The 5,179-nt window shown below is 68.6% G+C and carries 5 protein-coding genes; 4 read left to right on the top strand and 1 reads right to left on the bottom strand.

Annotation, left to right across the window (positions count from 1 at the left end; genetic code table 11):
- Nucleotides 1–833 (bottom strand): FAD/NAD(P)-binding protein (locus tag Y706_RS23955; protein WP_043435128.1); only part of this gene is annotated, 833 nt, incomplete at its 3' end.
- 241 nt (nt 834–1,074) lie between these two features.
- Here Y706_RS23955 and Y706_RS0106450 point away from each other — a divergent pair.
- The 4 genes from Y706_RS0106450 to Y706_RS23950 all read left to right on the top strand — a co-directional run.
- Nucleotides 1,075–2,172 (top strand): amino acid ABC transporter permease, encoded by a 1,098-nt coding sequence (locus Y706_RS0106450; RefSeq protein WP_028275950.1) that lies wholly within the window; start codon nt 1,075–1,077, stop codon nt 2,170–2,172.
- The gene (locus tag Y706_RS0106445; RefSeq protein ID WP_028275949.1) at nt 2,169–3,029 is read left to right on the top strand and encodes an amino acid ABC transporter ATP-binding protein; all 861 of its coding nucleotides are present in this window, start codon (nt 2,169–2,171) and stop codon (nt 3,027–3,029) included. Before Y706_RS0106450 ends, Y706_RS0106445 begins: the two co-directional genes overlap by 4 nt.
- Nucleotides 3,030–3,037: 8 nt before the next feature.
- Complete coding sequence (locus Y706_RS0106440) at nt 3,038–4,102, top strand: ABC transporter substrate-binding protein (RefSeq protein ID WP_028275948.1); 1,065 nt, start codon at nt 3,038–3,040, stop codon at nt 4,100–4,102.
- A partial coding sequence (locus Y706_RS23950; RefSeq protein WP_043435125.1) for an LLM class flavin-dependent oxidoreductase occupies nt 4,099–5,179 on the top strand: 1,081 nt, incomplete at its 3' end. The genes Y706_RS0106440 and Y706_RS23950, both read left to right, overlap by 4 nt.

Below are 5,179 nucleotides of genomic sequence, written 5' to 3'. Positions count from 1 at the left end.
TCGGCACCGGAGGGCACGTAGCGCAGGCCGCCGCCTGGCAGCTCCTCGAACCTGCCGCCGCGGCCCTCCATGAGCAGGACCAGCAGGTCCACGAAGGCCAGGCCCATGCCGGAGACAATCACGTCCTGGCCGGCGGCGAGGGGTGAGTAGTCGACGTCGGTGGTGTAGCTGGGCGCCGCGTGGAACGCGCCGTGCCGGGCGGCAAAACCGGCCCACGCCGCAGACTCCGCATCGGGCAGCGAATCCGCGTGCCCCAGGGAGGCGATTACGACGTCGGCGTGCAGCACCGCGCCGCCGGCCAGTCGGACGCGGTAGCGTTCCGGACCCTGTTCGGCTACATGATGCACCGGCTCGACGGCGGACGCCGTGTCCCGGTGCACGGTGACGGTGGTGTCCGGTCCGAGGGCGGCGACGGAGCGACGGAAGAACCATTCCAGGTAGACACTCTGCAGCTGCCGGGTGGGGAAGGTGGCACCGGTGAGGTCGGTCAGCTGGCGCCGGAGTTCCGCCGGCAGCTCCGGAACATCCGCGATGGACCCGTCCAGGACCCCGGCGGCCCACTTTGCCAGGCCGGGGCCGTCGACCGCGGGTCCCTCGCATTGGACGGAGGCATCCGTGAACATCGTGACGTCCGCCGCCGCGGAGTTGAGCATCAGCCCGGGATGCTGCTCGTAACGCCAGATCCTGCCGGCACCCGGGGTGTGCGGCTCCACGACGTGGATCTGCAGGGCGCCGTCGAGCAGCTCCGGCCGGTTGGCCGCGAGGCGTTCCAACAGCCCGGCCGCGCGCGGGCCGCCGCCGATGAGGACCACGGACGGGGCATTCACTGGCATGACGGTCTCCTGGCTCGGGTGCGGAGCCCTCATGCTAGGCACCCGAAATGGAGCCGGTCGAGGCGCCGGTCACGGCCGTTCACCCCGCGTAACGCGGCGTAAATCGAGGCAAGAATTCGTCGTGTGACGCCGTGCGAACCTGCGTGAACGTATGCAACCTGCCGCCTTGCCGCGCGATTTCGCACGGCCCTAGATTGGCAGCCAACTACCCCCACAGCAACTGGAAGAAGCGAGGTGGCGCATGAGTTCAACAGCAACCCCGGTGGCACAGTCCACCCCGGAGCCGGCGTCCGCCGGCATCGAATCCGCACCTGAGACCCCGGAGGTCCGGGCCGCAGGGCCCGCACCCGCCGGCGAGACCGCACCGGCCGGAACGGTCGGCTCCGGTTCGGTGGGCCGCAAGGCCGCCACCGACTACGCCGACTACCGGCTGGTCCCGGCCCGCCACCCGTGGCGCTGGGTGGGCACCGCCATCGTCGCCGTGGGCGTGGCCGGCATTGCCTGGTCGCTGGCCACCAACCCGCGCTGGGAGTGGGGCATGGTGGCGCAGTGGTTCACCGCGCAGTCGATCGTGAACGGCCTGCTGGAGACCCTGAAGCTGACGGCGATCTCCGGGGCGCTAGGCTTCATCCTGGGTTTCATCCTGGCGCTGATGCGGCTCTCCGCGTCGCCCCTGCTGGTCTCCGTCTCCTGGACGTTCTCCTGGATTTTCCGCTCCACGCCGCTGCTGGTGCAGATGCTGCTCTGGTACAACCTGGGCTACCTCTACGAGAAAATCACCTTGGGGCTCCCCTTCACGGACGTGCGCTTCTTTGAGGCGCAGACCACCACCCTGATCAGCCAGTTCGCCGCGGCAGTCCTCGGCCTGACCCTGAACCAGGCCGCCTACTCCGCCGAGATCATCCGCGGCGGCATCCTGTCCGTGGACCAGGGCCAGCTCGAGGCCGCAACCGCCCTGGGCATTCCGGCCTGGCGGCGTTCCACCAGGATCGTCCTGCCCCAGGCCATGCGGGCCATCCTGCCCACCGCCTTCAACGAGGTGATCGGCCTGGTCAAGGGCACCTCGATCGTTTACGTCCTGGCCTATTCCGAGCTTTTCTACACCGTCCAGGTCATTTACAACCGCACCCAGCAGGTCCTGCCGCTGCTGCTCGTGGCCACGCTCTGGTACGTCGTCATCACCTCGGTCCTGAGCGTCTTCCAGTACTACATCGAGCGGCACTACTCCAAGGGCGCGGTCCGTACGCTGCCCCTGACGCCGCTGCAGAAGGCCCGCAAATTCCTCGCCGTCCATACGCCCGCCGCCCGGGAATCGAACCAGGAAAGGGGCACCCGATGAGCACCGCACTCCGTACGACCACCCAGACCCCGTCCGCGGCCGCTGCCACGGACGCCGTAACAACCCGCGGCCTCGTCGAGATCACGAAGGTCCGCAAGTCCTTCGGCGCCGCGGAAGTCCTCAAGGGCATCACGCTGACGGTCGAGCCCGGGGGTGTCGCCGTGATCGTCGGACCGTCCGGATCCGGCAAATCCACCCTCCTGCGCACCATCAACCACCTCGAAAAGGTCGACGCCGGGTTCATCGCGATCGACGGCACGCTGGTGGGCTACGCGGTCCGCGGGCGCAGGCTCCACGAGTTGCGCGAAAAGGAAATCCTGAAGCAGCGCACCGAGATCGGCATGGTGTTCCAGAACTTCAACCTCTTCCCGCACCTGACCGCGCTGGAAAACGTCACCGAGGCACCGATCGTCGCGCCGCGGGCCGGAAAACCCCGGCTCTCCAAGGCCGAGGCCCGCGACCGCGGGCTGGAACTGCTGGACCGCGTGGGCCTGAAGGACCGTGCCGGCGCCTACCCGCGCCAGCTGTCCGGCGGCCAGCAGCAGCGCGTCGCGATCGCCCGGGCGCTTGCCCTGGACCCGAAGATCCTGCTCTTCGACGAGCCCACGTCGGCCCTGGACCCGGAACTGGTCAACGAGGTCCTGGACGTCATCCGCGGGCTGGCCAAGTCCGGCACCACGCTGATCATCGTCACGCATGAGATGGGCTTCGCCCGCGACGTCGCCGACACGGTGGTGTTCATGGACCAGGGCCAGATCGTCGAGCAAGGCACCCCCCAGGAAATTTTCACCAACCCGCGCGAAGTTCGCACCCGGAGCTTCTTCTCCAAAGTCATCGAACCCGCTTTCAACATCTAAGGAACCCCATGGCAATCAGCTCCGCCCCCCGCACCGCCCGCGCGAGTACTGGTCCCCGGCGGACGCGTGCGGCGCTTCCCGCCGTCGTCCTCATCGGCACCCTGTCCGGCACCCTGGCCCTGAGTGGCTGCGCGGATCCCGGCGCCTCCGCGGCTTCCGGCGGGCAGCCGGCGACGACGGCGGCGCGCAACGGCGTCGTCTACAACACCTCGCCGGACCAGCAGCGGATCCGGGCGGAGAAGGACGCCGCCCTGGCCGCGAAGGTCCCGGCGCTGATCGGCAAGGACGGCAAGCTGACCGTCGCGACGACGGCGGGCGCGATTCCGCTGTCCTTCCACGCCACGGACGACAAGACCCCGATCGGCGTGGAAGTGGACCTGGCCCAGCTGGTCGCGGACAAGCTGGGCCTGGACCTGGACGTCCAGGTGACCTCCTGGGAGAACTGGCCGTTGAAGACCCAGTCCGGTGACTTCGAGGCCGTGTTCTCCAATGTGGGCATCAACGCCGCCCGGGTGAAGCTCTTCGACTTCTCCAGCTACCGCGCCGCGTACATGGGCTTCGAGGCCAAGAAGAGCTCCGGCTACAACATCAAGGGCTCCGACGACATCTCCGGGCTGAAGATCTCGGTGGGCTCGGGCACCAACCAGGAGAAGATCCTGATCGCCTGGAACAAAGAGCTCGAGGCCAAGGGCAAGGCACCCGCGGTGCTGCAGTACTACTCCTCCGACGCCGACACCATCCTGGCCCTGTCCTCCGGCCGCACTGACCTGAACCTCGCGCCCTACCCGTCCGTCACGTACCGGGAAAACACCCGCGACGACCTCAAGGTGGTGGGCAAGGTCAACGCCGGCTGGCCGTCCGAGACCCTGGTCGCGGCCACCACGCTCAAGGGCAACGGCCTGGCCCCGGCCATCACGGACGCCCTGAACTCCGCCATCAAGGACGGCTCCTACGCCAAGGTCCTGGACCGCTGGGGACTCTCCGAGGAAGCCCTTCCCGAGTCCACGACCGTCACTGAGGCCAACTTCGGCGCCGGCCCTGCAGGGAAAACCCAGACAGGGAAAACACAGTGAGGTTCCAGGTCCTCGACATCATCCCGCACCTGAAGAACCCGGTCACCGGGGAGATCGTCTCCACCGCGGACCGGCTCAACCAGGTGGTGGAGACCGCGCGCCGGGCGGAGGAGCTCGGCTACGACAGCTTCTCCGTCGGGGAACGCCACGCGGGTGAGTTCATCTCCTCCTCCCCCACCACCGTGCTCGCCGCCATCGCCGCGGTGACCACCAAGATCCGGCTGCAGAGCGGTGTGACGGTGCTGTCCGTGCTGGACCCGGTGCGGGTCGCGGAAGACTACGCCACGATCGACCAGCTCAGCCGCGGGCGGCTGGAACTGGTGATCGGCAAAGGCAATGAGGTGCTGCAGTACCCGTTGTTCGGCCTGGACCTGGCGGACCAGTGGGAGCTCCTCGCAGAGAAATATGCCCTGCTCCGCCGGCTTTGGACCGAGGAAAACGTCACGTGGTCCGGGAGGTTCCGGGCCGCGCTGACGGAGCCCACCACCACGACGCCGCGGCCGTTCGCCGGGGCGCCGCGGGTCTGGTACGGCTCCGCCACCAGCCTGGCCTCGGCGGCCCTCGCCGCGCAGTGGGGCGATCCGCTGTTCACGGCCAACGCGATCCAGCCGCGGGAAAACTACAAGGTGCTCATTGACCACTACCGCGAGGAATACGCACGGCACGGCCACGATCCCCGGCACCAGTACCTGGGCTCCGGATCGGGCGCGGGCGGGGTGTTCATCGCGGACACCACGCAGGAGGCCAAGCGGCAGTTCGGCCCGGTCTACGAGGCCCTCACGACCGGCCGGAACGTTCCCGGCAACAACTCCCCCTACCGGGACATCGACCACGCCGTCGCCGACGGTCCGGCTCTGGTGGGCAGCCCGGAGCAGGTGATCGACAAGATCCTCAGCTACCACGCGCTCTACGGACACGACCTGCAGTCCATCTCGCTGCCCACCACGCTGCCCTTCGCCCAGCAGCTGGAAATTCTGGAGCGCTTCGCCCTGGAAGTCATTCCGGCCGTCCGCGCCGCCGCGCCCACCACGCTCTGGGGCGACGGCGACCCGTACGCCGGCCGGCCGGCATTCGCCG

The sequence above is a fragment of the Arthrobacter sp. I3 genome (assembly GCF_000520575.1).
GTDB lineage: Bacteria > Actinomycetota > Actinomycetes > Actinomycetales > Micrococcaceae > Arthrobacter > Arthrobacter humicola_A.
This window is presented reverse-complemented; position numbering and strand designations above follow the sequence as displayed.